At 45.5% G+C, this 23817-nt stretch carries 29 protein-coding genes; 9 read left to right on the top strand and 20 right to left on the bottom strand.

Annotation, left to right across the window (positions count from 1 at the left end; translation table 11 throughout):
• The first annotated feature begins 289 nt into the window (after positions 1–289).
• The 4 genes from rhuM (at position 290) to M0P91_RS13885 (ending at position 4394) form a co-directional block, all read left to right on the top strand.
• Positions 290–1144, top strand: coding sequence for a RhuM family protein (gene rhuM, locus M0P91_RS13900; RefSeq protein WP_295068703.1), 855 nt, complete (start codon positions 290–292; stop codon positions 1142–1144).
• Between the two features lie 34 nt (positions 1145–1178).
• The gene (gene mog, locus M0P91_RS13895) at positions 1179–1703 is read left to right on the top strand and encodes a molybdopterin adenylyltransferase (protein WP_295068700.1); all 525 of its coding nucleotides are present in this window, start codon (positions 1179–1181) and stop codon (positions 1701–1703) included.
• A gap of 94 nt (positions 1704–1797) precedes the next feature.
• Entirely contained in the window at positions 1798–2235 is a 438-nt protein-coding gene (locus tag M0P91_RS13890; RefSeq protein ID WP_295068697.1) for a nucleoside deaminase, read from the top strand.
• Positions 2236–2360: 125 nt separating this feature from the next.
• Complete coding sequence (locus M0P91_RS13885; protein WP_295068695.1) at positions 2361–4394, top strand: EAL domain-containing protein; 2034 nt, start codon at positions 2361–2363, stop codon at positions 4392–4394.
• A gap of 43 nt (positions 4395–4437) precedes the next feature.
• On the opposite strand, the gene M0P91_RS13880 is transcribed toward M0P91_RS13885, so the two are convergent.
• The 4 genes from M0P91_RS13880 to M0P91_RS13865 form a co-directional block, all read right to left on the bottom strand.
• The gene (locus M0P91_RS13880) at positions 4438–5319 is read right to left on the bottom strand and encodes a CoB--CoM heterodisulfide reductase iron-sulfur subunit B family protein (RefSeq protein ID WP_295068692.1); all 882 of its coding nucleotides are present in this window, start codon (positions 5317–5319) and stop codon (positions 4438–4440) included.
• A 10-nt stretch (positions 5320–5329) separates the two neighbouring features.
• Complete coding sequence (gene sdhB / locus M0P91_RS13875; protein ID WP_295068689.1) at positions 5330–6307, bottom strand: succinate dehydrogenase/fumarate reductase iron-sulfur subunit; 978 nt, start codon at positions 6305–6307, stop codon at positions 5330–5332.
• A gap of 10 nt (positions 6308–6317) precedes the next feature.
• A complete protein-coding gene (locus M0P91_RS13870; protein WP_295068686.1) occupies positions 6318–8030 on the bottom strand; it encodes an FAD-dependent oxidoreductase in 1713 nt (570 codons plus the stop codon).
• Between the two features lie 193 nt (positions 8031–8223).
• Positions 8224–9396: a hypothetical protein gene (locus tag M0P91_RS13865; RefSeq protein ID WP_295068683.1), complete on the bottom strand. Its 1173-nt coding sequence runs from the start codon at positions 9394–9396 to the stop codon at positions 8224–8226.
• A 150-nt stretch (positions 9397–9546) separates the two neighbouring features.
• Between M0P91_RS13865 and M0P91_RS13860 the strand changes: the two genes are divergently transcribed.
• Genes M0P91_RS13860 through M0P91_RS13850 form a run of 3 tightly spaced genes read left to right on the top strand, consistent with a single transcriptional unit; the run spans position 9547 to position 12295 of the window.
• On the top strand, positions 9547–10371 hold the full coding sequence (locus tag M0P91_RS13860; RefSeq protein WP_295068681.1) for a thiamine-phosphate kinase: 825 nt from the start codon (positions 9547–9549) through the stop codon (positions 10369–10371).
• Between the two features lie 7 nt (positions 10372–10378).
• A complete protein-coding gene (truD, locus tag M0P91_RS13855; RefSeq protein ID WP_295068679.1) occupies positions 10379–11473 on the top strand; it encodes a tRNA pseudouridine(13) synthase TruD in 1095 nt (364 codons plus the stop codon).
• Complete coding sequence (locus tag M0P91_RS13850) at positions 11474–12295, top strand: phosphatidylserine decarboxylase (protein WP_295068677.1); 822 nt, start codon at positions 11474–11476, stop codon at positions 12293–12295. It begins immediately after the preceding gene.
• On the opposite strand, the gene M0P91_RS13845 is transcribed toward M0P91_RS13850, so the two are convergent.
• Positions 12285–12890 (bottom strand): hypothetical protein, encoded by a 606-nt coding sequence (locus M0P91_RS13845; RefSeq protein WP_295068675.1) that lies wholly within the window; start codon positions 12888–12890, stop codon positions 12285–12287. The two genes, M0P91_RS13850 and M0P91_RS13845, sit on opposite strands and share 11 nt — an antisense overlap.
• A 15-nt stretch (positions 12891–12905) precedes the next feature.
• Positions 12906–14006: a redox-regulated ATPase YchF gene (ychF, locus tag M0P91_RS13840; RefSeq protein WP_295068673.1), complete on the bottom strand. Its 1101-nt coding sequence runs from the start codon at positions 14004–14006 to the stop codon at positions 12906–12908.
• A 150-nt stretch (positions 14007–14156) separates the two neighbouring features.
• Between ychF and M0P91_RS13835 the strand changes: the two genes are divergently transcribed.
• Entirely contained in the window at positions 14157–14381 is a 225-nt protein-coding gene (locus M0P91_RS13835; protein ID WP_295068671.1) for a hypothetical protein, read from the top strand.
• 31 nt (positions 14382–14412) lie between these two features.
• Here the strand turns inward: M0P91_RS13835 and M0P91_RS13830 are convergent, their stop codons facing one another.
• The 3 genes from M0P91_RS13830 to M0P91_RS13820 form a co-directional block, all read right to left on the bottom strand.
• The gene (locus M0P91_RS13830) at positions 14413–14736 is read right to left on the bottom strand and encodes a type II toxin-antitoxin system RelE/ParE family toxin (protein ID WP_295068669.1); all 324 of its coding nucleotides are present in this window, start codon (positions 14734–14736) and stop codon (positions 14413–14415) included.
• A complete protein-coding gene (locus M0P91_RS13825; protein ID WP_295068667.1) occupies positions 14736–15005 on the bottom strand; it encodes a type II toxin-antitoxin system Phd/YefM family antitoxin in 270 nt (89 codons plus the stop codon). The genes M0P91_RS13830 and M0P91_RS13825 overlap by 1 nt, the downstream gene beginning before the upstream one ends.
• 166 nt (positions 15006–15171) lie before the next feature.
• The gene (locus tag M0P91_RS13820) at positions 15172–15783 is read right to left on the bottom strand and encodes a hypothetical protein (protein ID WP_295068665.1); all 612 of its coding nucleotides are present in this window, start codon (positions 15781–15783) and stop codon (positions 15172–15174) included.
• 145 nt (positions 15784–15928) lie between these two features.
• On the opposite strand from M0P91_RS13820, the gene M0P91_RS13815 reads away from it, so the two are divergent.
• Positions 15929–16147: a hypothetical protein gene (locus M0P91_RS13815; RefSeq protein ID WP_295068664.1), complete on the top strand. Its 219-nt coding sequence runs from the start codon at positions 15929–15931 to the stop codon at positions 16145–16147.
• Positions 16148–16207: 60 nt separating this feature from the next.
• Here the strand turns inward: M0P91_RS13815 and M0P91_RS13810 are convergent, their stop codons facing one another.
• The 11 genes from M0P91_RS13810 to folD all read right to left on the bottom strand — a co-directional run bounded on the left by M0P91_RS13810 (position 16208) and on the right by folD (position 23793).
• The gene (locus M0P91_RS13810; protein WP_295068663.1) at positions 16208–16480 is read right to left on the bottom strand and encodes a type II toxin-antitoxin system YafQ family toxin; all 273 of its coding nucleotides are present in this window, start codon (positions 16478–16480) and stop codon (positions 16208–16210) included.
• A gap of 1 nt (position 16481) precedes the next feature.
• Positions 16482–16739, bottom strand: a complete 258-nt coding sequence (locus tag M0P91_RS13805) for a type II toxin-antitoxin system RelB/DinJ family antitoxin (RefSeq protein WP_295068662.1) — start codon at positions 16737–16739, stop codon at positions 16482–16484.
• A 64-nt stretch (positions 16740–16803) separates the two neighbouring features.
• Positions 16804–18237: a leucyl aminopeptidase gene (locus M0P91_RS13800; RefSeq protein WP_295068661.1), complete on the bottom strand. Its 1434-nt coding sequence runs from the start codon at positions 18235–18237 to the stop codon at positions 16804–16806.
• Positions 18218–18811, bottom strand: coding sequence for a DedA family protein (locus tag M0P91_RS13795; RefSeq protein ID WP_295068660.1), 594 nt, complete (start codon positions 18809–18811; stop codon positions 18218–18220). Before M0P91_RS13795 ends, M0P91_RS13800 begins: the two co-directional genes overlap by 20 nt.
• Before the next feature lie 86 nt (positions 18812–18897).
• On the bottom strand, positions 18898–20094 hold the full coding sequence (gene trpB, locus M0P91_RS13790; protein WP_295068659.1) for a tryptophan synthase subunit beta: 1197 nt from the start codon (positions 20092–20094) through the stop codon (positions 18898–18900).
• Entirely contained in the window at positions 20094–20642 is a 549-nt protein-coding gene (locus M0P91_RS13785) for an adenine phosphoribosyltransferase (protein ID WP_295068658.1), read from the bottom strand. Before M0P91_RS13785 ends, trpB begins: the two co-directional genes overlap by 1 nt.
• Before the next feature lie 18 nt (positions 20643–20660).
• Positions 20661–20993: a hypothetical protein gene (locus M0P91_RS13780; RefSeq protein WP_295068656.1), complete on the bottom strand. Its 333-nt coding sequence runs from the start codon at positions 20991–20993 to the stop codon at positions 20661–20663.
• Between the two features lie 2 nt (positions 20994–20995).
• A complete protein-coding gene (gene rpiB, locus M0P91_RS13775; RefSeq protein ID WP_295068653.1) occupies positions 20996–21433 on the bottom strand; it encodes a ribose 5-phosphate isomerase B in 438 nt (145 codons plus the stop codon).
• A 9-nt stretch (positions 21434–21442) separates the two neighbouring features.
• A complete protein-coding gene (locus M0P91_RS13770) occupies positions 21443–22120 on the bottom strand; it encodes a site-2 protease family protein (RefSeq protein ID WP_295068650.1) in 678 nt (225 codons plus the stop codon).
• Entirely contained in the window at positions 22107–22925 is an 819-nt protein-coding gene (lepB, locus tag M0P91_RS13765; protein ID WP_295068647.1) for a signal peptidase I, read from the bottom strand. Before lepB ends, M0P91_RS13770 begins: the two co-directional genes overlap by 14 nt.
• A 7-nt stretch (positions 22926–22932) precedes the next feature.
• The gene (gene folD, locus M0P91_RS13760; protein WP_295068644.1) at positions 22933–23793 is read right to left on the bottom strand and encodes a bifunctional methylenetetrahydrofolate dehydrogenase/methenyltetrahydrofolate cyclohydrolase FolD; all 861 of its coding nucleotides are present in this window, start codon (positions 23791–23793) and stop codon (positions 22933–22935) included.
• Between the last annotated feature and the right edge of the window lie 24 nt (positions 23794–23817).

Raw genomic sequence — 23817 nt, 5'->3', positions numbered from 1 at the left:
GTGGCTCAAGAACGTATTAGTCAATTCAAAGCTCAAAAGGAAGGAGTTTTCCGTGTTGCTTAACCTTTTAAGGTGCTCTTTTGCTAAATCAACCAAACTCTACCCTACTACTGTCGTGGAGTGAGCTATTTTTTAGACAATTTAAAGACAACTTAAAAGGGGAAATGGATGCAAAATATCGTTGACACCATCCGAGGGCTTGCAGTGATACTGGATAGGGATTTGGTGGGGCTTTTAAATCCAACTGTTCAGAAAAACTTGACAGTTCAAAGTCAAGGGAAGTAGAGAAATGGATGAACTAAACAAATCGAATATAGTCACCTACAATGACGGTGAAATAGAGTTGAATATTTCAGTTAGAGGAGAAACTCTATGGCTTACTCAGGCGCAATTGTGTGACATTTTTGAAAAAGATCAAAGTGTTATTAGCAGGCATATTAATAATATTTTTAAAGATAATGAAGTGGATGAAAAAAGCAATATGCAAAAAATGCATAGTGCAAATTCTGATAAACCTGTCAACTTTTACAGTTTAGATATTGTTTTAGCCGTAGGATACAGAACAAATTCATCTAAGGCAATAAAATTTAGACAATGGGCGACCTCCGTACTCAAAAGCTACATCCAAAATGGCTATGCCATCAACGCTGAAAAAATCACAAATGAGAGATTTGTATCGTTGGAATATGAAGTGGGAATGTTAAAGTCTCAGATGGGAGAGATTCAATCATTGCTTAAAGATGACACCACCCAGCCAAAACAAGGTATTTTCTACGATGGACAAATTTACGATGCGTATGCGTTTGTGAATGATTTGTTAAAAAGTGCAAAAACAGAAGTGGTGCTGATCGACAACTACATCGACGACACCGTTTTTACCCTCTTTAGCAAATTCCCCAATCTCAAAATCAAAATCTATACCCAAACCATCACTAAACAGCTCTCGCTGGACTATCAAAAATATCAGGCTCAATACCAAAATATTGAGCTTTTAGAATTTAAAAATGCCCATGATAGATTTTTGATTATCGATAGTACACAAATGTACCACATCGGGGCAAGTCTCAAAGATTTGGGTAAAAAATGGTTTGCGTTTTCGAAATTCGAGATGGATGCTTTGGAGATTTTGGGGAGATTGAAATGAACGATTTAACTATTACAAAAACAGGAGAACATAAATGATAAAAATCGGCGTCATTACCGCATCAGACCGTGCGAGTGCGGGAATTTACGAGGATATCTCAGGCGTAGCCATCCAGGAGACGATGAAAGATTATCTAAAAAGTGCTCATGAGATCGTCTATCGCTGTATTCCTGATGTTCAGTCAACCATTGAAGCGACGATAATCGAACTGTGTGACAAGGAAGGGTGCTGTCTCGTCGTCACGACGGGGGGAACCGGTCCCGCATTGCGCGACGTGACCCCTGAAGCGACGGAGAACGTGTGTGAGAAGATGATGCCGGGGTTTGGCGAATTGATGCGTCAGGTGAGCCTCAAATACGTCCCTACGGCAATCTTGTCACGCCAGACGGCAGGTATTCGTGGAAAGTCGCTGATCATTAACCTTCCGGGTAAACCCAAGTCGATCCGGGAGTGTCTTGACGCGGTGTTTCCGGCAGTCCCCTACTGCATCGATTTGATCGAGGGGCCGTATCTGGAGTGCAACGACGAGGTGATCAAAGCGTTCCGTCCAAAACAGTAAGTGGTATCAGGGTAAGGAAAATTGTTTTATAATGGATATTATTGATTTACCCGTGCGTCAGGTCAGTGATATTTTATGCAAGAAGGGGGTCATCATGGATCCATATATGCTTGAAGCGATTCGGGAAGCAGAAAAAGGGTTGGAAGAGGGGGGGATCCCTATCGGTTCGGTGCTTGTGTATGAGGGGAAAATTATCGGACGGGGGCATAACCGGCGTATTCAAAAGGGGAGTACCATATTGCACGGTGAGATGGATGCTTTGGAAAATGCGGGGCGTTTAAGTGCTTCCGTCTATAAAAAATGTACCCTCTATACCACGCTCTCTCCGTGCCCGATGTGCTCCGGTGCCATAGCGCTCTATGGCATCCCCCATGTCGTTGTTGGTGAAAATGAAAATTTTCAGGGGGAGGAGGAGCTGCTCCGTTCACGGGGTGTAACACTCGATATCCTCAATGATCACCGATGCATCGAGATGATGGGAAAATTTATCCGGGAGCATCCGATAGTGTGGAATGAAGACATCGGGGAATGATTTTGACCCTTTGCACCCCGCATCTTCTGGATAGGGGAGAGAGTGTGATTAAAAATCAGCACATTGTACCCCTACTTATCCTCTAATCTTCTGCTAAAATATCTATTTATTGCGAAAGGTTGAATGTGAAAACGGAAACGGTCCCCCTCGATTTATTGTATCAGTTGATAGACGACTCAAACGATATGATTTTTATCATCCGGATCGAGGACGGTTACATTGAATACGCAAACCGCCATTCGATAAATTCGATCGGATACACGGTAGCGCAGATGAATGAAGTGGGGATGGAAAGGTTCCGGCACCCCCTTAAAGAGGATGAAGATTTTCGTCAGCATCTTCAGGAGCTTAAAGAGAAGGGGAGATTGACCGATTATGCGGTGGTTATCCGCAAAGACGGTACGGAGTTTCCGGTGGAGGTCAATGTACGTTCTGTTCGCTATCACGGTATCGATTACAATATTGCCATCGCTCGTGACATTACCGAACGTTTTGAGAGTGAAGCCAAACTGATTGCAATGAATGAGCAATTAGAAAAGATGGTTCAAGAACGGACGCGTCAATTACAGCACCATATTGCGCGGCTTGAGAGCTATAAAAATGCGATGGATGCCAACAGTATCGTTTCCATTTCCGATGTTACCGGAAAAATCATCTATGTCAATGAAAACTTTTGTCAGGTGTCGGGCTACAGCGCCGATGAAGTGATGGGAAAGCAGCATAATATTCTCCGTCATCCGGATACTCCGGATACCCTTTTCAAAGAGATGTGGAATACCATCCGCGCGAAGAAAATATGGAAAGGGGTATTGAAGAACCGGAAAAAAAACGGGGATTATTATAGTATCGACAGTGCCATACTTCCGATATTGGATGATCAAGGGGAGATTGTCGAATACATTGCCATCCGGCATGAAATTACCCAATTGATGGAACAAAAAGAGAAATTGCATCGGCAAGCCTATATGGACGAAATGAGTGGATTCGGAAGCCGTTTGCGATTGATTGAAGATGCCAGAGAGATCCCTTCTCCTTTGCTAAGTTATATAGATATTGATCAATTTAATAATATTAATGACTTTTACGGATTGGCATTCGGAGATCGGGTACTGCAAGAGTTCGCCAAACGTCTTCAATCCGAATTCGGTACGGGGATCAGTTATTATCGCCTGCATGGAGATCATTTCGCTATTTTGACGGAGGAATCGCGGCTGGATGTGTGTGCGGACAGATTGCAAGCTTTTATTGAAAGATTCAACCGTCAAAACTTCCTCTTCGAAGGGAAAGAGCTGACCCTGCGCATTACGGCAAGTATCTCTACGGAGAAAGGGGATAAGCTGCTCCCTACGTGCGATCTTGCCAAACGGTATGCCAAAAAGCATCAGAAAACGTTTGTCGTGTACATGCCTGAGATGGGATTGGAAGAGGAAGTGCGTGCCAACATGGACTGCGCCGTAAGGGTTCAGCACGCATTGAATGAGGAGAGGATTGTCGTTTATTGTCAGGCTATCGCCTCTGCGGAGAGCCTTGAGGTGACGAAATACGAATGTCTGATGCGGATGATTGCGCAAGACGGTACGGTGACGACTCCGTTTCATTTTTTGGAAGCGGCCAAACACTCCAAGCAATACGGAGAGCTTTCAAAAAGGATGATCACCAAGGTATTTGAACTTCTTGAACATCATAGGGACAAAAGTTTTTCGATCAATATTACAATTGATGATATTCTAAACAAAGAGATCGTAGCGTTGATTATGGATAAATTGTCGGCAAAACGATCCTTTATGCCGGTTATCTTTGAATTGGTAGAGTCGGAGGGGATCGAGAATTTTAAGGAGGTGACCGATTTCATCCGACAAATCAAATCGTTTGGATCCCTTTTGGCGATTGATGATTTCGGGACCGGCTACTCCAATTTTGAGTATCTTCTCAAGCTTGATGCCGATATTATCAAAATTGACGGATCGTTGATCCGAAATATTGCGAATGATCCGACTCTGGAAGCGATTGTCGGATTGATAACCAATTTTGCGAAACAGCAAAACATTCAAACGGTCGCCGAATTTGTGGCTTCAGAGAAGATTTTAGAGAAGGTGAGGGGAGCAGGGATCGATTTTGTACAGGGATATTATATCGGAAGACCGGAACCTCTCTTTTAAAGAGTAGCTTCTTGATCGGTACCACCCCCGGATAACGGGGCGGTTAAACGAAATCGACTTTTGTGACATGGTGTTTAAGCCCGAGTTCCTCAGGAGTACATCCGAGTGCGAGACCGACCATTTGTTGCATATGAAGGACAGGCAGTGAGACGTCACGACCAATAGCAACAGAGGCATGATGGGTTTGTGTATCGAGTTTAAGATGGCATAGCGGACACGGAGTTACCATCCAGTCTGCATTGGCATCCATCGCACCCGCAACGGCATTACCTGTTAGGATCGCAGCAGTACGAGGTGCTTGAAGCTCGGCATGGAAGCCGCAGCATTTGTTTTTTTCAACATAATCGACACTTACACCCCCACACGCGACGATAAGATCATCCAGTGAGGTGGGTGTATAAGCACTTTCAGGACTTTTATGCGTTTCGTTTTGAAGCTCAGAAGGACGGATATTGTGACACCCGTAGAAAGGGGCAATGTTAAATTGGCTTAACGGTTTAACCACCATCTCTTTAAGCTTATCCAAACCGAAATCATCGATAATGGCATACAAGAAGTGGGTGATTTGAGAAGACCCTTTGTACTCCAATCCCACTTCTGCGAGCTTCGCGTTTACTTTTGCTTTTAGCTCTGCATTGTGATCAAGGCGGTGTTTGGTCATAGCGGTATTGAGCTGACACGTATTGCAGATGGTCACCATTGTAAGGTCGTGTTTTTCAGCATACGCGATGTTACGCGCATTTAAAACCAAAGATAAAAAGTCATCATAATCTTGCAGGTGTGAAGCACCGCAACATGAAGCTTCGGTGAGTTCTACAAGCTCGATTCCCAATTTTTCTGCGACTGCCAAAGTCGACATCATCTGCTCAGGTGTACTCTCTTTTGCGGTACAGCCGGTAAAAAGTGCATATTTTAATTTTTCCATTGAGTACTCCCTAAAACTTTACGGTTGATGAAGATTTGATTAGTTGTTTGATCTCATCTAATTTATCGGCTTTTGGCATATTCCACGGCAGTACGATTTTACCTTTGGTAAACATTTTAAGTGCGACAGGGACGTGTTTCAGAACACCGATATTCCCTTCCGAGTAACGTACAAGTTCACCTTCGTCGAGAAGACCGTGTTTTTGAATCGAATGGGCAAATCCGACGGCGTGGCGTGTCGCAACATTGTTTTTCGCGATACCCGCTTCAAATATCATGTTGTGAAGTTTGGTGATTTTCTCGATCGGATTGACCTCTTTGGGACAAACCTCCGCGCACTCCATACATTTGACACAGTCCCAGACCCCTTGCGCTTCCTGGTTGACCGTGTGAAGACGCTCGATTGCCGCATCATCGCGTACATCGGCAGAGAAACGGTAAGCTGCCGCAAAGGCAGCCGGCCCGATAAACTCATCGTTAATTGCTAGAGCAGGGCAGGAGTAGTGGCATGCTCCGCATTGGATACAATAATCGGCTTCAAGAAGCTTTTCCGCATCATGCGGGCTTACAAGATGTTCAGATGCAGGATTCTCTACGATATCGCTGATAAGAAACGGCTGTACTTGGGCGTGTTTGTCCCAGAAATCTTTTTTATCGATGATAAGGTCTTTGATCGCCCGCTTGGTGCTTAGAGGCTCAATCGTGAGTTCTGTTCCGAACACATCGATGAGATCGAACAGACGGGATTTACATGCCAGAATTCCTTTTCCGTTGACCTTGATCGAACAGACACCGCAGATACCGTGACGGCAGCTGCGGCGGTAAGATAAACTTCCGTCATGATCCCATTTGATACGGTTCAAAATGTCCAGAATAACCTCTTCATGGGTAACTTCGAGAACATACGTATTGTAATAGGGGAGATAGTCGGTCTCTTCGTTAAAACGAAAAACCTTAAATGTCACCTGTTGTGATTTAAGTGTATCCATGCCGCTCTCCTTAATATGATCTGGCTTTGAGTTCATGACGGCCAAGTGTGACATCCATGTAGTCAAGGGTAACATTTCCATTTTTATCCATATAGGCCATGGTGTGTTTCAAGAATTTTTCATCGTCACGGGTCGGGAAATCTTCACGGTAGTGGGCACCGCGGCTCTCTTGACGGGCAAGGGCACTTGCAACGATGAAAAGCGAATAGTCAAGCATGTGCCCAAACTCGATTGCCTCTTGCAATTCGGTGTTGAAAATTTTTGATTTATCGGCAATACGGATGTTTTTATAACGTTTCCGCAAATCTTCCATAATCGCCATTTGTGCCGTGAGAGTTTCTGCACTGCGGAAAACACCGGCATTGTCGGTCATGGATTGCTGCAGTTCGTTACGGAGTCCGGCAACCGATTCTTGTCCGTTATTGGTAAGAACCCAATTAAGCTCATGGATCATTGGATCGGCATCGGCTGCGGTTGCTGCTTTCAAAGGGATCGTGTCCACTTCGTTGACCATCGTTTTACCGACAAAACGGCCAAACAACAACGCTTCAAGAACCGAGTTCGCACCCAAGCGGTTAGCACCGTGGACACTGGAACATGAACATTCGCCGGCAGCATAGAACCCTTCGACGAATTCGGTATTGTTTTTACGGACATGTCCGTCTTTGTCCATTGGAATACCGCCCATTGAATAGTGGGCCGTTGCCGAGATCAGGATAGGTTCTTTGATCATATCCAGACCGAGAAACGTGATCGCAAGGTCACGAAGTTCCGGGAGGCGCTCCATGATTTTCTCTTTTCCAAGGTGGACGAGATCGATGTAAACGGCGTCTTTACGTGGACCGACACCGCGTCCTTCACGGATTTCTTGGATGATGGCGCGGGCAACAACGTCACGTGATGCGAGTTCCATTGCATTCGGGGCGTATTTTTCCATGAAACGTTCACCCAGTGAGTTGAGAAGTTTCCCCCCCTCGCCGCGAGCCGCTTCGGAGATCAAAACACCGTTCCCTGAAAGTCCTGAGGGATGAAATTGTACGAATTCCATATCTTCAAGAGGCAAGCCGTGACGGGCAACGAGTGAGAGGCCGTCACCGGTATTGGCGTGGGCGTTGGAGTTGATTTTGAAAGCACGGGCGTATCCGCCGGTTGCGAACATAACCGCTTTAGCATTGAAAATCGCTTTTTCGCTGTTACGGATGTTATACGCGGCAACTCCGTAGACTTTCCCCTCTTTGTAGAGGAGGTCTGCGACATACCACTCATCCCAAAATTCTACCCCTTCACGATCCGCTTGTTCGTAAATGGTCTGAAGCAATGTCAGTCCGGTGCGGTCTTTCGCAAAACAGGCACGCGGTGAGGATTGTCCGCCAAAAGGGCGTTGAGCGATCGTTCCGTCTTCATTACGGCTGAAGGCCGCACCCATTCGCTCTGCCCAACGGATCGTCTCGGGAGCTTTTTCACACATGAACTGAACAACGTCCTGGTCCGCGAGATAGTCGGAACCTTTAACGGTATCAAATTCATGAAGTTCAACACTGTCTTTATCGCTAAATGCTGCGTTGATACCGCCCTGTGCCGCTCCGGAATGGGAACGCAACGGGTGCAATTTTGTAATTACGGCTACTTTTTTGCCGGCTTTTTGCAATTCGCGAGCCGCCGCACATCCGGCTAAACCGGCTCCAACGATCACCGCATCATAAGTATAAATAGGAATACTCATACGCCATCCTTAGGTAAAATCTGAGAGGGATTATAGCGTGCTACTCCTTGGACAATATTAAAAGAGTTTATATGAGGTTAGAGTTGGGGAAAGAGATATGCGTTGTCCAAAATAGTAACAACTTTGTAATCCGAACCCCACTGAGTGGGTGATACGGTTACAAAAATCCATCTTATTACGTCAATCAATCGCTTTAGTCTCGTATTTGGGAGACTTGATTGCCCCCTTTTTCTATCGCTTTTGCCAGAATTTTACGGACATCGTCGATACTCTCCTCCAAGGTTTTGATAGGGGCTTTGAGGATAAATCCCCCGCTGAGCGAAATTTTTATCACCCCTTGCGCTGTTGCGAAAGAGGAGAGGCGTACCGCCTCGATAAATCGGTTGCATTCATCAAGCGCGCTCTCTTTACTGCCGCGTGAGAGTAAAAATACGAGGGTATCGTCTTCCAAATGGGCTAGGATATCATGAGATTGTTCGTACATCGAGAGCATCTCCCCCAGTTTTCTGTAGACATTCCCCAACTCTTCTGAAGAGAGCCCTTGTCGCAATGTGTCGTAATCATCCACTTTAAAGAGGGCAAGGAAGAGGTTATTCCCCGATTTCGCCGATTTTTTCATACTAAATGAACTCATTAACCCTTTGTCGTTGTAGAGGCCGCTTAGGGGGTGAAGCAATGCGCTGTTTACTCCGTTTTGCATCGATTTTCTCCCGAAATGTTTGACAATAAAATTGGCCTCTTCGGTATGGGTGATCCGTTTGCCGTCAACATCGACGGAGCACAGGGTGTCAATGTCGCTGTAGATGAGGTTGAGCCGGGAACGGAAAAAGAAAAAGCTAATCGCGACAATGATCAATAAAATAAGCCCCGTCATTTTTGCGGAAGCGACCGATTGTGCGGTGCATTGGATCTGGTAATCGATCATATGATCGATATCCGTTAAGAGAGCGGTTCTGGCGGATAATACGTCCTGATAGGCTTGCTGCCGTTTTAATTCCGGAGTTACGATCCAGGTCATCATCGTTTTTTGAAATATATCGGAGGAGAGGGTCAAGGAGCGCAATAGCGATGCTTGTTCATCGTTTGAGCTGACAAACGAATCCAATAGTTCCTCTTCTCCGGAGCGTTTAACCGATAGTGTCAATTCGGAGAGGGCTCCGTGAATCACGATATTGGCCATGCTGATATCATTCAAATCGGCTTTAATGACCTTGTCGATCAATGCGTGCTGATTTTTAAGGGCACTTAAACGATCAGCGTACGACGCGACATGAAACAGTTGTACGGCGAGGATCATCATCCCCCCTGTAATAACGGCTAAAGCAAATTTGAAATGGAAAAAAATTTTACGTATCGATAACAACACCTAGTCTCCTTTGATTGATTTATGTTTTTATTTGATGATTACGATGGGACAATTCTATCAAAAAATAAATGAAAATAGTTTAACCCTCTCTTTACCGCGATTTTACTATAATACCCGATTGTATTATATCTTTCTTGGATCAGGGTTAGGGTGAACGTCGAAAACTATTTTATTCATACTATGAGTTCACCTGCGAGTCGTATCGGCGATGACGGTGCCCTTGTCGGAAACCGGGTATACAGTAAAGATCTTTTTTTCGAGAACATCCATTTTAAACGGCAATGGCTTACGGAGTACCAAATCGGCTATAAAGCGATGATGGTTAATATCTCCGATGCGATTGCTATGAATGCCGTTCCAAAATATGCGTTGCTCGGCATTGCTATGCCCCGTTCCATGACGCTGCATCAAATGGATGAACTGGGGCGGGGGATTAAAAGTGCGGCAGCGCAATACGGTATTGAAATTATCGGCGGAGATACGATATCCAATGGGAAACTTGACATCTCGATCACCATTATTTCCGAAACAACATCTCCTTTGTTGCGAAAAGGGGTAAAAGTTTCCGATTGCATCGCGTATACGGGGAGAATCGGAGAATCGGCACGGCAGCTTCGCTATCTTCTGGCAGGAGGGAAAGTCCATTCTCAAAGCCGTTTTGTCGTGCCTCAGCTGCGTCAACGGTTTGTACAAACGGCCCGGCGCTATCTGAGATCGGGGATGGACCTTTCCGATGGTCTTTTCAGCGATGTCGAAAAGCTGTGTGATGCAAATCGAATCACGCTGAACTGGTCAAAAAGGCCCTGCAAGCGGGTAGGCTGCAGCGGCGAAGAGTATGAAATGCTGATTGCTTTCGATCGCCGTCATCTGAAGGCGCTTAAATCCATTTCCAAACTCACCCGTACCCCGTTAACCGTTGTCGGAACCGCTAAGCGGGGAAGATTCGTCAATCGCTGCAAGCGTCATCATTTTTAGGAGTTTCATGGAACGTCAATATTATCTTCCTCACAGCCCGATCGAATTTCATTTTCGTCAATCTCCCCGTGATTTCGTCGTGGATGAGATCCCTTTGTACCCTTTTAGCGGGGAGGGGGAACATCTGATCTTGCATGTACGGAAAAAAAACCTCTCCACTTGGCAGATGGTCGATATTTTCAGCAACCATCTGGGGATAAAGGGGCGTGATATCGGATATGCCGGCCTGAAGGATAAAAATGCCCAAACAAAACAGTACATTTCGATTCCGAAAAAGTATGAAGCCGCTTTGGAAAATTTTGACCATGAAGGGATTAAAATTCTTGATCGTCTCTATCATAACAATAAAATCCGTATCGGACATCTTAAAGGGAACCGTTTCTTTGTCCGCCTCAAAAAAGTGAGTCCTGTTGCAGCAACGAAAATTTCTCAAGCCCTGAAGCTGATTAAAAAACAGGGGATGCCGAACTATTTCGGATTTCAACGATTCGGGATAGGCGGAGAGAATTATAAAAAAGGGAAAGCAATTTTAGAGAAAACGCTGAAAGAGCGGAATAAAAAACTTTCGCAGTTTTATGTCAATGCCTATCAGAGTTTTCTTTTTAACGATTGGCTGAGTCGCCGTATTGAGATTTCCAAGCTGATAGAGGGGTTCGGCATCGATGAACTGAGCGGTGTCCTCCCAATGATCCCAAAAGAGGAAATTGCCGTAATGAAAGGGCAAAAACACCCCTTTAAACTGATTCACGGCGATGTAATGATGCACTATCCCTACGGTAAACTTTTCCATTACGAAGAGGAGGGTGAGATCGCCCGATTCGAAGCCCATGGTACCTCCATCAGCGGATTGCTGAGTGGAAAACGGGCGACCAGAGCGGTGGGGATTGCCGGAGAAATTGAGAGCGGATACGATACGATCCATGAGGGGATAGACGGAGCACGGCGCTATGGGTGGATATTTCCCGAAGAGGTGGAGGGGGAGTATAAAGAGAATGAAGCATGGTTTGAACTTCATTTCACCCTGCCCAAAGGCTCTTACGCAACGGTATTGGTAGAGGAGATTGCCAAGCGTGAAATTCAAAGTGATGAGGAACAAGACTAAATGAATAAACGGCATTTTACCTCTGCAGTCTCGCAGATTTTCGGCAAATTCGCCTCCAAGGAGCATGGTCCGAGGTTTCAAAGTGCGATCAACCGTTCGTATGTCCGGATGATGGGGTTGGATATGGGGGAGTTTGAGTCACCGGAATCGTATCCTACCCTCAATGCGCTCTTTACCCGGAGGCTGAAACGAAAAAGAAGTTTTTCGGCAGACGGACGCGATGTTATCAGTCCATGCGACTCGTTGATTACCGAGTGCGGTACCCTTCATGAAAATTTGGCTTTGCAGATCAAAGGGATGCGTTACAGCGTAGATGCATTTTTGGGTGATCATATCAGCGTTGAGGATAAAAAAGCGATCCATAACGGAACGTTTGCCAATTTTTATCTCTCCCCCCGTGATTACCACCGTTATCACGCGCCGATGGACATGCAGATTCTTGGAGCCGTCCATATTCCGGGAAAACTGTATCCGGTCAATATTCCGACGTTGAAGAAAAAAGTCGATCTTTTTATTGAGAATGAGCGCGTTGTTTTGGAATGCCTCAACAGTAGCGGTAAGCGGTTTTTTCTGATTCTTGTCGGGGCCCTTAATGTGGGGAAAATGGAAGTGAGTTTTGAACCGCGTATTCAGACCAATACCGGTGCAACATCGACATTTTACTCCTACAATCAGTTGCATATGAGCAAAGGGGATGATTTCGGATGTTTTCAAATGGGATCAACGATTGTGATGCTGTGCGAACCGGATATGGTAGAACTCGGGATATCGGTCGGGCATAATGTAAAATTTGCCCAAACCATCGGGCGCCTTATTTCCTAAAGAGGATATTCAGGCGAACGGTTAAATGGCCGTTCTCTTCATAGATGTCAATCGTACTGTCAACAGGGGGGTGTAGTTTCCCGAGCGCACCTTGAATGGAATGAAATACATGATGGAATTTAGGGAACATCTGTGCACTGATATGATCAATATGGGACGCTTTAATGATATTGGCTAGAGAGTCGATGCCGCTGTAGTAAACGGTTTTATTGATGGAGCGATTGATGCGGTATTGGCGTAACAATTCGATATTCTTGATCAGCACATGGCACTCTTCGTCGCAGATGACCCGATTGGAATTGGCTCTGTCGAGCTCCTCCCGGATCTCTTTTTCGACGATCTCCTGACGATTTTTGACCTCTTGTTCAAGATTTGGATCAATGGAACGGATCAGGGAGAGTATTTCCTCCGTCTCCAACGGTTTACCCGAGGTGATATAGCTGTAGGATTTGCCGTCGAGGTACTCGTGACTCAGAGCCTTGATGAGCTCCGCCACAATACTAAGATAAGCAAACTTGTCCTCTTTGTTGAGATCAAAAGTGATCCCATGTGCTGAAATAAGGGGTTTCGGCCCGGCATATTGAAGCGTCATCATAACTCTCCTTGCGTATTATACGTTGAATCTAAAGTGCATGATATCACCATCTTGCACAATGTACTCTTTACCTTCCAAACGCATTTTTCCCGCCTCTTTGGATTTGGCTTCTCCGCCGCAGGCAACGAAGTCTTCATATCCGATCACTTCGGCGCGGATGAACCCTTTTTCGAAATCGTTGTGGATGACGGCAGCCGCTTTGGGTGCCGTCGTGTTTTTGTGAATGGTCCACGCACGCACCTCTTTGACACCGGCAGTAAAATAACTCATCAATCCCAGTTTATCAAACCCTTTACGGATGATCTGCTCCAGTCCGGATTCTTCTATCCCCATATCGCGTAAAAACTCATTGCGCTCATCGTCTTCCATACCGACAAGCTCTTCTTCGATTTTGGCGCAGAGTTTGACTACTTCACATCCGTGTTTTGCGGCGTGTTCACGGAGATGTACAACGTATTCGTTGTCTTCAGTGAGACCCTCTTCATCGACATTCGCTCCGTACATAATCTCTTTTGCACTAAGAAGTCGAGTTTCGCTCATCAGTTTTTCATACATTTCCGAATCGGCTTTCGGGAAGTTGCGGGCGAGGTTCCCTTCCGCTAAAAATTCGGCGAGTTCTTCGGCAAATTCTGCCATGACGGCGGAATCTTTGTCGTTTTTTGCCTGTTTTTTGAGCCGCTCTATACGGTTGGTGAGTACTTCGATATCGGCAAAAATCAGCTCGTTTTCAATGATTTCGACATCGTCCAGCGGATTGATTCGCCCTTCGGTGTGGACAATGTTTTCATCGTCAAAACAACGGACGATTTGCAAGATTACTTCCGTTTCACGGATATTGGAGAGAAACTTGTTTCCCAATCCTTCCCCCTTGCTGGCTCCTTTAACAAGACCGGCGATATCGACGAAATCGAGGGTCGAGTATTGGATACGCTCAGGATTTACGATTTTAGCAAGCGCGTCGAGACGTACATCGGGTACGGGAACGGTCGCTTTGTTCGGTTCGATCGTGCAGAAAGGGTAGTTGGCCGCTTCGGCGTTTTGCGCTTTGGTGAGTGCGTTAAAAGTGGTTGATTTTCCGACGTTTGGTAATCCTACAAGTCCGATTGATAAGCCCATTTTATGTTTCCTTGATTGTTATACGATTGCTCTATGATTAGTGCAATTATAATGAAAAGTTGTTGAGTGGGGACTGAGGGGAGAGGAAAGGTGTTTTGTCATCATAATGCAGTGATGACTTTATGCTATAATACACAAAAAGGAGATAGTATGAGTGTACGCACCACCATTACCCTCGATGAGGACATCCTCAAACTCCTCAAATTTAAAGCATTAGACACATCAGAATTGGTCTCATCGTTGGTCAATGCTATCATCATCGATGCATTTCGAGAGGATGCTTCTGATCTAAAAGCCTTTGATGAACGAAAAAATGAAGAGACGATTTCATACGAATTATTATTACAGAAGTTTCAAGTGAGTGGAAAGCTATAATTAAAACGGCATTATTCAAGAAATCTATTAATTATTTTCTAATGAGACGTTGAAATAAAATATCCTCCATATTTTGTCTGCTATCGAACAGCGCCGTCACAAAAACGTGATCCTTATTGATTTTATAGATGAGTCTCCATCTCTCAATGATAAGTTCACGATAGGTAAAAAGTCCAATATCGGCGAGTTCAGGGACGACTCGTCCTCTTTCGGGAAATCGGTTAAGGTTTTCGGCACGTTCGCGAATGGTGAGAAAGATGTTACGGGCATTTTGAGGAGACTCTTGGTAGATGTGGTCTGCGAGAGCAGAGAGATCCCTTTGTGCTGTTTCCGTCCAAAAAACGCTAAAGGTCATTATGCTAATTTTTGCTCAATTTTTTCGAAAAAGCTCTCTTGAGACTCGAAACGATTGTTTTTTATATCCTCTTCGCTTTGTGCCATGAGTTTTAATAATGCTAAGGCATTTTGCATCTTTTGGTAGCTTTCGATGTCTTGGATAACCGCTTTTGCCTCACCGTTTTGGGTGATGATAAGGGGGCGATGCGAATCGTTTACGTACGAAAGGGCATCGGCAGTTTTGGATTTGAGATAGCTGATAGGGCGAATATCGGTGGCTAAATTCATAATAAATCCTTTTTTATAGTGAGATATGGTACCAAATAAAGACTTAATATAGACTGATTGAGAATATAGTATATATTCTTTACTTAGTGTTTCAAGGTCTCTCCCATCAAATGGTAATGCACTCATATATGTAATCCTTTTAAATGAATAATGTACTAATGACTTGTTATGCTTTTTTTCTTTGTGGAATTGGATTAACGAATATAAGTTCATCTGTTTCTAGATTAAAAGCTACTAAGGTAGTATTTGAAAAAGTATTTTGTTTGATTTCAGCTCGCATTTCATCATTTAAAGTTTCATTATGATATTTTTGTAAAAACGTTAAAAATGAATCAATAGTTTTATTATATTCATCATCAGAAATATCTTTTTTAATTAATAATTTAAATTTTTTATTATCATCTGCATCGGATATAATGGAAAATGTAAATGAATAAGGATTGTCCTTTTTTACTTTATTTTCCGAGAAACTTGATGTGACTAACGTTACATTCGGAGCTTTTGAACCAACTAAATTTTCTTTTAATGATAAAAACCCTTTTTTTAAGAGATTATAGTGATCTTTTCCCATTTCATTTAAAAACCCATCAAAATAGGATTTACTGATATATGCTATAACGGCAGTTGGTAGTAACCATTCAACCCCTGCAAAAGGTCCACTCTTTTCTCTTGGTAAAAGTTGAATAGATAAATTGTTAGAAGATAATGTATCAATGAATTCATCAAATATTGATTCTGAGAAATCTTCTTCGTACATTATAGTAATATGTGGATTCATATTTAACCTTACTGGTTTGGTATATTAATGTTTATATGAAGTAAATAAAAAATATTAATAAACAATTTTAATTTATTTTACTATAGAAGTCTTAAATTCTTTAATGATGCAATTATGCTAGAATGCACTAAGAAGAGGGGATAGTATGCGGGTTCGTACTACCATCATTTTAGATGAGGACATTCTAAAACTCCTCAAACTCAAAGCATTAGAAATATCAGAATCGGTCTCATCGATGGTCAATGTTATCATCATCGATGCATTTCGAGAGGATGCTTCTGATCTAAAAGCCTTTGATGAACGAAAAAATGAAGAGACGATTTCATACGAATTATTATTGAAGAAGTTTCAAGGAAAAAGCTAGATTCCCGATCTACCCTAAAGGGCACGTGAAGTCGGGAAAGACGAGAGAACAAAGGCAAAATTATTTTTTGAAAAGTTCGGAATGTGATCCGATCCGTACAAGCTGTAACTCATTTAGCTCGTTATCTATTTTATAAATCAGAAGTAAATCGGGTTTGAGATGACAGTCAAAGCACCCTTTGTAATTACCGATCAAGGGATGATTTCGATATTTTTCTTCCAATATTTCCAGAGCCATCAGGCGGAGCAATACGGTTTTTAATCGCTCTTTGTCATCATTTGAGAGTTTTTTGAAGTCTGATTTAAAACCGCTGGTTCTAAAAATATCAAGCATTTTAGTTTTCTAAATCATCAAACAGATCATCAATAGTTGAAAACTTTTTTCCCTCTCGTTTATCTAATTCATCAAGCGCTTTTTGTGTTTGGGGCGTTGGCAGTTTTACTTCAAATGGAAGTCCCCGATTGAGTCGTACTTGCTGCAAAAACAGGGTGATCGCCTGAGTCATATTTAACCCTAATTCACTCAACATTTGTTCAGCATCGTGTTTTAATGCAGGTTCGATGCGTGCGTGTATCATTGTACTTTTTGACATGGCATCTCCTTTGTCTTGATGGTTGAATTGTATCTCAATTGAGATACAAAGTCAAGAAGAGAGTTTATTTACACTGTTCCATCAACCAGTTAAGGCTCATCCGTACCCCCGCACCCGTACCGCCGTAGGTATGGACATCCCACGCGCTTTCGGTGTAGGCCGAGCCTGCGATGTCGAAGTGGACCCATTTGTCCTTCATATCCTCATCGATAAAGTTATCGAGAAAGAGTGCCGCCGTTATCGCTCCGCCGTAGGGTTTGGACGAGACGTTGCACACATCGGCGAGGTCGCTTTTGATCAGTTTTTTGAGATGGCGGTTGAAGGGGAGGATACCGCAGTACTCACCGGCAGAGGCTCCCGCTTTGACCCACGCTTGTTTGAGTGCTTCGTTGTGTCCCATTACCCCTGTCGTATAGGGTCCGAGGGCTACCATGCAAGCACCGGTGAGGGTCGCATAATCAAAGAGGTAATCGCTTTTGACCTTTTCTTGCGCATATCCCAGAACATCGGCGAGAACGAGGCGCCCTTCGGCATCGGTGTTGCGTACCTCGATCGTTTTACCGTTTTTGGCGCGGAGGACATCATCGGGTTTGTAGGCATTTCCGCTGATCATGTTTTCTACCGCGCCCACAATAGCGTGCACTTCGATATCCAGTTTTAGCTCACTCACCGCTTTGATAATCCCCATCACGGCACAACCGCCGGCTTTGTCCATTTTCATCGTTACCATCGAAGCTGCCCCTTTAAGGCTCAACCCGCCGCTGTCGTAGGTGAGTCCTTTACCGACGAGGGTAATCACTTTTTTCGGATTTTCGGGTTTATACGCCAGATGGATGAGCTGCGGCGGATGGGCGGAACCGCGACCGACGGAGAGCATGGCAAGCATCCCTTCGTCTTCGAGACCGTTCGGATCGAGGATGGTGCACTCAAGATTATTACTTTTTGACAAGGTATCGGCGGTCATTGCCATTCTGAGCGGGGTCATGTCATCGGGTGTCTGATTCACTAAGGTTCGGACAAAATTGGTCGCTTTTGCGATGATCAGCGTTTGGGTAAGAACCGTTTGAAGGAGGGTTTCATCGAGAACGGAGCCGTCTGAAGATTCAGTGGAAAAGAGCACCTCGCGCAATGCCGAAGGCTTGGGGGCCGATTTATAGAATTCAAATTTATAGCTTCCCAGTACAGCCCCTTCGATCAGTGGGGCAAATGCCGTTTCGGAATATTGGGCAAGCTTGAGAGATTCGTAACCGTAGCCCATAGCCGTTCGGATGACGGCAGCCATAGCGCTTCGCAACGATTCGCTCTCTTCGTCAGCGATCCCGCAGAGCAGCAGACGGTGTTCATGCAGCGGACAGATCTGTTCCGAATCGGCTTTGAATCCGGCTAGTGTCAGAAGTTTATGGTGGGGATGGGACTCCAATTGTTGTGCAGTAAGAAACTCGACGGTTAAATCGGCTTCGATGAGGTTAAGGGGTTGATTAACGAGTTTTACGTTCACGGCGTTTCTCCAAAAGATTTTTTTCCAGTCGGTTTAAATAATACAAAACAGTAGTGACGACAGTGATAATAAGAGGAATTGCGGCGTACCAGTGTGATTTAATCCATTTGAGAATTTCCAAAATCTCCGCACCGTAATAGTATGCCGGGATAATCGTCATGGATGCCCAAAAGAGGGCACTGATGAAATTGATGATCGCAAACTGCCGCCCCGAATATTTGGTCAAACCGATGGCCATCGGGATAACGGTACGCATTCCGTACATGTAGCGCTGAACGAAAATGATAGGCCATCCGTATTTTTTGAGAAGGAGGTGGGCGATGGCAAATTTCCGGCGCTGGGAATGGAATTTACGTTGGATAAAACCTTTGTTGTAGCGTCCGATGTAAAAATAGATCTGATCCCCGATAAACCCTCCGAAAGCACCGACGAGAATGGCAATTCCTAATATCATGTGTCCGGTATGAGACATGATACCGGCCATAATCAGCCCCAGTTCCCCTTCTAATATGCTCCAGGCAAAGAGGACAATATAGCCGTATTCTTTAAGCCATTCTAAGAAAAGATGTTCCATCAACCCTCTTTTTTATTGAGATACCTAAAGGGTAAACCCTTTTTGAGTTAGCCACGGGGGCTCTTAACGTTATCGGAGGGGTAAAATCAGTCAAATTTTAACATCTCTTTTGCTTGTATCATATCCTTGTCACCGCGTCCGGAGATGGTGACGATAATGAGTTTGTCTTTAATGTTTTCCATCTTTTTAAGATAGGCAACGGCATGAGAAGATTCAAAAGCGGGGATGATCCCCTCGGCACGGCTGAGCCATACGAACGCGTCCAATGCCTCTTGATCGGTAATATTATCGTAGCTGACGCTCCCGTTTTCTTTGTGAAAAGCGTGTTCGGGGCCGATACCCGGGTAATCGAGACCGGCAGAGATCGAGTGGGCTTCAAGGATTTGACCGTCATCGTCTTGCAGCAGATAGCTCATTTGCCCGTGCAATACACCCGGCCGTCCTTTCAGGAGCGAACAGCCGTGTTTGTCGGTATCAACCCCAAGTCCTCCCGCTTCGATCCCGATGCATCGGACCTCTTTGTCTTCTAAAAAGTGTTGAAATGAACCGATCGCATTTGAACCTCCGCCGATACAGGCAATAACGTAATCGGGAAGACGGTTCTCTTTCTCCAGAATCTGAGCACGCGCTTCGCATCCGATAATCGCCTGAAAATCGCGTACCATCATCGGATAAGGGTGAGGCCCGGCGACGGTGCCGATGATATAGAAGGTGTCGCGTGCATGGGTGACCCAGTGACGGATCGCATCGTTCATCGCATCTTTGAGGGTTTTTGAACCGCTCTCGACCGGATGGACTTTTGCCCCGAGGAGTTTCATCCGAAAGACGTTCAGCTCCTGACGGGCAACATCTTTGGCCCCCATAAAGATTTCGCATTCGAGACCGAGCAAAGCGGCGATGGTCGCCGTAGCGACACCGTGTTGCCCGGCTCCCGTTTCGGCAATGACTTTCTTTTTCCCCAGACGTTTGGCCATCAGCCCCTGAGCGATAACGTTATTGACTTTATGGGCACCCGTATGGTTTAAATCTTCCCGCTTTAGGTAGATTTTCGCCCCAAGCTCTTCAGAGAGGTTGGCGGCATAATAGAGGGGGCTGGGCCGACCGACATAATCGGTAAGGTAGCCGTCTACCTCTTTCCAGAACGTTGTGTCGAAACGGATCTCTTTGTAGGCCTTTTCCAGTTCAAGCAGAGCAGGCATCAGGGTCTCCGGAACATAACGGCCGCCGAAAATACCGAAATGCCCTTCGATAGGATCAAAAGCAGAAGGCTTTGGTATGTACATTAATCGACTCCAATCACGGTATAAACGTTGACAATATCGCGGAGTTTTGACTGTCCGCTTAAAAAATCGAGCCCCATAATAAAACAGGCTTCGACACATTCAGCTCCCACCTTGTTAATGAGATTTGCCGCAGCATACGCCGTGCCGCCGGTAGCAATCAGATCATCGATCAAAAGAACTTTCGGAGAATCAATGTTGGAAAAAGCGTCGATATGAACCTCCACTTCGTCCACGCCGTATTCGAGAGTATATTTTTCCGATACGGTCGTATACGGGAGCTTCCCTTTTTTTCGGATAGGGACAAACCCGATTCCGAGCATTTGTGCCAGTGCAGCACCGAAGATAAAACCGCGTGCATCAATCCCGGCAACATGGGTCAGCTCATAGGAGGCGTAACGCTCTTGAAGATGCTTCATTAGCACCCCATACGCCTCTTTGTCCGCCAAAAGGGTTGTAATGTCTTTGAATACGATTCCCGGCTTCGGAAAATCGACGATATCCCGAATGGAGTTCATTAAAAATGTTTTCTCTTGGATGGTCAGGGTCATACAGTTTCCTTTCATCTGTTATATCAGCGCGTCAATGCGCCCTTCAAGCTCTTTGATTTTATTTTGGAGACGGTCCGTCTCTACACGATGTTTGGAATTGCGGCTTTTGAGGGTTTTGAGCTCATTTCGCATATTGTTGAGCTCTTCGCTTAAAATATCGACATTCCCTAATGCACGCTGGAGCTGAATCTGATATTTTCGAATCAGAATTTCGGCCTCTTTGAGGGTCAGTTTCATCATTTCGCTTGTGCGCTGCTCTTTGACGGTGATACTGCGAAAATAGAACATTTTCACCAAAAAGAAGAGGGCGCCGAGGGTGACGACGGTGAGTAAAGACCACTCGAGAAACATGGTTATCCTTTGATCGCCTCTATTTTTTCAACACGACCGCAATGGCGCCCCCCTTCGAACGTTCCGGCAATCCATGCATCCAGGATCGATTCGGCAACCCCTTTTCCGACAATCCGCTCACCGAAACAAAGGACATTGGCATCATTATGTCCCCGTGCTACGGTTGCCGTATAGGCGTCATGGCATAATGCGGCGCGGATGCCGTGAAAGCGATTGGCCGCCATTGACATCCCGATTCCCGAACCGCAGATCAAAATCCCCTGCGATGCCGGATCGGCAAGGAGACTTTCGCACACTTTGACGGCATAATCGGGATAATCGACCCGCTCTTTGTCAAACGGTCCCAGATCGATGACTTCATGCCCTTTTTGACGGAGCAGTTCTGTCGTAAAGTCTTTGAGATCAATTCCGGCATGATCGGTCGCGATATAAAATTTCATAGGCGTTCCTTAGTGTAAGAGTAAATGTAAAACGGTCTCAATAGGCCAAATTACCAACGGTATTTTCAGCGGAGTAACCAAGATAATGATGATAACAATCATTCCATAAGGTTCGGCTTTGGCGAAAAACTCCGCAACCTTGCTGATACGGTATTTGAGGCTGAGATAGATTAAAAAATGGGCCCCGTCAAAGCTTGGAATCGGAAGAAGATTAAAAACCGCCAAGATGACGTTGATCAGCAGCAGTTTCATGATCAGCAGATAAAAGAAAAGATACCCGATCCCGTCGGCTTCGGTCGGTTGGGCCAAAGAGAGGAGGATGACGGAGGAGAGGGTGGCCAAAAAGATATTGTAGGCGATTCCCGCCAGACTCACCTGCATGGCTCCGTTGTAGCCGCCGTTACGGATAACGGTGTGGGTATTGACGGGGACCGGTTTGGCCCAGCCGAAAATGAATCCGCTGGCGGCACCAAGAAGCATCGGGAGAAAATAGGTCATCAAAGGGACCAGAACCGATCCGACCGGATCGATGTGGGTTAGAGGGTTGATCGTGAGGCGCCCTTGATCTTTTGCCGTATTGTCACCGTATTTGTAGGCAACCCATCCATGCATAATTTCATGGCCGATAATGGCAATGAGGAGGGCGATGACCGCGGCTGCGATCTCGAGCAGATCAATAGAGCTCATGGTCATTGGCGTCTTGTCGGATTCGCTCAGCAATAGCCCGTTCGAGGGGTTCTTTTTGTTCCAGATCGCTTGGCGTTTTACCGATACGATCCCAGCGCACTTCATAATTATCATCCATGCTGAAATAGACAAACCACGGGGTCCCTTCGATCAGTCCGTAAGGGACCGGCCCCCAAAAACGGCTGTCATTGGAGTGGTCACGGTTGTCGCCCATCATAAAGTACTGATTTTCAGGGACGACAACGGGGCCGAAATTGAAAATTTCGATCGGAAAAGTTCCGTTATCCATAATCATCTCGTCATGATGGATTCCGGGATGTTCGAGGGTGTAAGGGTCTTTGACCCACAGCTTACCGTTGATATCGATGATCGGATATGCCGCAAACGTTTTACGGATGTACTCATCCCCTTCATGCGGGTGGATATAGAGGATTTTGTCCATGACAAACAGTTCGTCACCCGGAAGGGCGACACACCGTTTGACGTAATGAAGTTGGGTGTTGTTGGGGTAACGGAAAATGACGATGTCGCCGCGAGAAGGGGTGTCACCGTTGATGATATGGCCATCGGTTCCCGGAATCAAAGGAATTTCAAGAAACGGAATATGGGGTGTTGATATGCCGTAGGCAAATTTTTTGGCAAACAGGTGATCCCCGATCAGGAGGGAATCTTTCATCGACCCGCTGGGGATACGAAATGCCTGAGCTACGAAAAAAATGACAAATAAAACGATGATAATCGTTCCGGTCCACGAATTGGAGAAGCGGTAGGCGCTATGAGCGGCGGTTAATATTTTTTTCTTCATTGTAAAATTATTGTCTCTCTTCTTTGGCATGATTTTGGGCAGCGGTGAGGGTATTGGCAAGGAGCATCGCGATGGTCATCGGTCCGACGCCGCCGGGAACGGGGGTGATGTAAGAGGTTTTGGGAGCAACGGCGTCAAAATCGACATCCCCGACGAGACGTCCGTCGGGTGCACGGTTGATTCCGATATCGATGACGACGGCATCTTCGCGTACCATCTCCTCTTTGATCAGGTTAATAACTCCGGCACCGACAAGGAGGATATCGGCTTCACGGGTATGGGCGCTCAAGTCCCGGGTATGAATATGGGTGATGGTGACGGTGGCATTGGCGTTGAGAAGCAATGCGGCCATCGGCTTGCCGACGATGTTGGAGGCACCGACGATAACGGCATTTTTCCCTTTGGGATCGATGTTGTATTCGGCTAACAATTTCATAACGCCTAGCGGCGTACAGGGGACAAAGCCGTCCAATCCTGTGGCAAGGCGTCCTACGTTGTAGGGGTGAAAACCGTCGACATCTTTGGAAGGGGAGACCACTTCGAGGATTTTGGTAGTGTCGATATGTGCCGGAAGGGGAAGCTGAATCAAAATTCCGTCAATATTGGGGTTGTTATTCATCATTTCGATGGTGTTGATGATGGCACTTTGGGAAATGTCTTCGGGCATCTCGTGGGTAACCGAATAAAAACCGGCACGGTCACACGCTTTTTTCTTCATTCCGACGTAGGCTTGACTCGCCGGATCGTGGCCGACCAAAATCACGGCCAAACCGGGAACCCGTCCGGTCCGGTTTTTAAGCTCTTTTGCCTCATTCGAGACGTTTTCTTCGATCTTTTTTGCGAGGGTTTTACCGTCAAGTAATTGCATTTAGTCACCGTCAAATTGTTTTTG

Source organism: Sulfuricurvum sp. (assembly GCF_023229695.1).
Lineage (GTDB): Bacteria > Campylobacterota > Campylobacteria > Campylobacterales > Sulfurimonadaceae > Sulfuricurvum.
The sequence above is the reverse complement of the archived record's forward strand: the minus strand, read 5'-3'. Positions and strand labels throughout refer to the sequence as shown.

Coding starts and splice junctions, on each gene's coding strand:
- rhuM (WP_295068703.1), top strand. CDS start 290: ATGGATGAACTAAACAAATCGAATATAGTCACCTACAATGACGGTGAA.
- mog (WP_295068700.1), top strand. CDS start 1,179: ATGATAAAAATCGGCGTCATTACCGCATCAGACCGTGCGAGTGCGGGA.
- M0P91_RS13890 (WP_295068697.1), top strand. CDS start 1,798: ATGGATCCATATATGCTTGAAGCGATTCGGGAAGCAGAAAAAGGGTTG.
- M0P91_RS13880 (WP_295068692.1), bottom strand. CDS start 5,319: ATGGAAAAATTAAAATATGCACTTTTTACCGGCTGTACCGCAAAAGAG.
- sdhB (WP_295068689.1), bottom strand. CDS start 6,307: ATGGATACACTTAAATCACAACAGGTGACATTTAAGGTTTTTCGTTTT.
- M0P91_RS13870 (WP_295068686.1), bottom strand. CDS start 8,030: ATGAGTATTCCTATTTATACTTATGATGCGGTGATCGTTGGAGCCGGT.
- truD (WP_295068679.1), top strand. CDS start 10,379: ATGGAACGTCAATATTATCTTCCTCACAGCCCGATCGAATTTCATTTT.
- M0P91_RS13850 (WP_295068677.1), top strand. CDS start 11,474: ATGAATAAACGGCATTTTACCTCTGCAGTCTCGCAGATTTTCGGCAAA.
- M0P91_RS13845 (WP_295068675.1), bottom strand. CDS start 12,890: ATGATGACGCTTCAATATGCCGGGCCGAAACCCCTTATTTCAGCACAT.
- ychF (WP_295068673.1), bottom strand. CDS start 14,006: ATGGGCTTATCAATCGGACTTGTAGGATTACCAAACGTCGGAAAATCA.
- M0P91_RS13835 (WP_295068671.1), top strand. CDS start 14,157: ATGAGTGTACGCACCACCATTACCCTCGATGAGGACATCCTCAAACTC.
- M0P91_RS13830 (WP_295068669.1), bottom strand. CDS start 14,736: ATGACCTTTAGCGTTTTTTGGACGGAAACAGCACAAAGGGATCTCTCT.
- M0P91_RS13825 (WP_295068667.1), bottom strand. CDS start 15,005: ATGAATTTAGCCACCGATATTCGCCCTATCAGCTATCTCAAATCCAAA.
- M0P91_RS13820 (WP_295068665.1), bottom strand. CDS start 15,783: ATGAATCCACATATTACTATAATGTACGAAGAAGATTTCTCAGAATCA.
- M0P91_RS13815 (WP_295068664.1), top strand. CDS start 15,929: ATGCGGGTTCGTACTACCATCATTTTAGATGAGGACATTCTAAAACTC.
- M0P91_RS13810 (WP_295068663.1), bottom strand. CDS start 16,480: ATGCTTGATATTTTTAGAACCAGCGGTTTTAAATCAGACTTCAAAAAA.
- M0P91_RS13805 (WP_295068662.1), bottom strand. CDS start 16,739: ATGTCAAAAAGTACAATGATACACGCACGCATCGAACCTGCATTAAAA.
- M0P91_RS13795 (WP_295068660.1), bottom strand. CDS start 18,811: ATGGAACATCTTTTCTTAGAATGGCTTAAAGAATACGGCTATATTGTC.
- trpB (WP_295068659.1), bottom strand. CDS start 20,094: ATGTACATACCAAAGCCTTCTGCTTTTGATCCTATCGAAGGGCATTTC.
- M0P91_RS13785 (WP_295068658.1), bottom strand. CDS start 20,642: ATGACCCTGACCATCCAAGAGAAAACATTTTTAATGAACTCCATTCGG.
- M0P91_RS13780 (WP_295068656.1), bottom strand. CDS start 20,993: ATGTTTCTCGAGTGGTCTTTACTCACCGTCGTCACCCTCGGCGCCCTC.
- rpiB (WP_295068653.1), bottom strand. CDS start 21,433: ATGAAATTTTATATCGCGACCGATCATGCCGGAATTGATCTCAAAGAC.
- M0P91_RS13770 (WP_295068650.1), bottom strand. CDS start 22,120: ATGAGCTCTATTGATCTGCTCGAGATCGCAGCCGCGGTCATCGCCCTC.
- lepB (WP_295068647.1), bottom strand. CDS start 22,925: ATGAAGAAAAAAATATTAACCGCCGCTCATAGCGCCTACCGCTTCTCC.
- folD (WP_295068644.1), bottom strand. CDS start 23,793: ATGCAATTACTTGACGGTAAAACCCTCGCAAAAAAGATCGAAGAAAAC.